Below are 1,428 nucleotides of genomic sequence, written 5' to 3'. Positions count from 1 at the left end.
GCGTCCCTTGAAGAACGTCCCTTAGCAAGAAGCCTTGCTTTCTTGAGAGTGCCTCTATCCGGCCGCGTGTTGTGGCCGGGCTTGATGGAGGTACATCCCATGCGACCTGCTCCCTTGCGGCCTGCCGCCGCTGCTGTCGCTGCGCCTGCGCAGCCCCAACGCTACCTCACCAACGACGAGGCCGCCGAATACCTGCGGCTGTCGCCGCGCACGCTGGAGAAGCTGCGCGTGATCGGTGGTGGCCCGAAGTTCCGCAAGTTCCGCCGGCGCGTCATGTACGCCGTGAGCGACCTCGATGCCTGGGCCGATGCACGCAGCTTCGATGCCACATCCGACCCGGAGTACGCCGAGCGCCATGCAGGTGACTACCGTGATCGCCGCTGATCGTCGGTTCACGGGTGGCCGCCGTCATGTCCAGTCCCGCGCTGCCGTCCCGGCAGCGGCCGGTGCAGGAGCGCGAACAGCTCGACCTGTTCCGCGCGCTGCCCGGCGACATGGCGCCGCGCGACAGCCAGGACTTGATGGCCTATCCGTTCTTCTCGCTGGCGAAGTCGCGGCGCACGGCGCCGATCGACTTCCGTGCCGGCAACGTGACGATCCGCGTGGAAGGCACGCAGGAACACGGCATCGCCACCATCTGGGATGCCGACATCCTGATCTGGGCGGCCTCGCAGATCGTGGAGGCGAAGGATGCGGGCCTGCGGCCGTCGCGGCTGATGCACGCCACGCCCTACGAAATCCTGCGCTTCATCGGGCGCGGCACGTCCCTCAACGACTACCAGCGCCTGAAGGCCGCTCTCGACCGGCTGCAATCGACCAGCGTGGCGACTTCCATCCGCGAAACCACCGGGAGGCGCTTGCACCGCTTTTCGTGGGTGAACGAATGGCGCGAGCTGGCCGACGCCAGCGGCACGCCGCTGGGCATCGAGCTGATCCTGCCCGACTGGTTCTACATGGGCGTGATGGACGCCGCGCTCGTGTTGACCATCGACCCGGCCTATTTCCGCTTGAAGGGTGGCATCGAGCGCTGGCTGTACCGCCTGGTGCGCAAGCACGGCGGGCGGCAAGAACACGGCTGGCAATTCGACTTCCGGCATCTGCACCGCAAGTCCGGCAGCGCGGCGCGCTTCTCGGACTTCACCTACGACCTGCGCGTGCTGGTCGCACGGCAGTCGCTGCCCGGCTACGTCCTGGGCATCGAGTCGATGCCGGACGAAAGGCTGGAACTGCTGACTTTCCGGCCCGTGCCGTTCACGGCACGGGGATAACTGCGGGACAACGTGTGGACGGCCTCGTGCTATCAGGAGTACGGGGTATCGTGCTATCGGGAGTACGTCTATCGTGCTATCAGGAGTACGAAAACGCCGGAAAGCCAGTAACGGCGCGGGTTTGCGGCCCCTCTAACTTACCTAACTATAAATCTCTAAC

At 65.6% G+C, this 1,428-nt stretch carries 2 protein-coding genes; both read left to right on the top strand.

Annotated features, from left to right (window positions below; all coding sequences use genetic code 11):
• Positions 1–114 precede the first annotated feature (114 nt).
• A complete protein-coding gene (locus tag LO50_RS22045) occupies positions 115–384 on the top strand; it encodes a helix-turn-helix domain-containing protein (protein WP_425522007.1) in 270 nt (89 codons plus the stop codon).
• A 26-nt stretch (positions 385–410) separates the two neighbouring features.
• Positions 411–1,268 carry a replication initiator protein A gene (locus LO50_RS22040; protein WP_044316371.1) on the top strand — a complete coding sequence of 286 codons (858 nt, stop codon included), beginning with the start codon at positions 411–413 and terminating at the stop codon, positions 1,266–1,268.
• The last annotated feature ends 160 nt before the right edge of the window (positions 1,269–1,428 follow it).

Source organism: Stutzerimonas stutzeri (assembly GCF_000935215.1).
GTDB lineage: Bacteria > Pseudomonadota > Gammaproteobacteria > Pseudomonadales > Pseudomonadaceae > Stutzerimonas.
The sequence above is the reverse complement of the archived record's forward strand: the minus strand, read 5'-3'. Positions and strand labels throughout refer to the sequence as shown.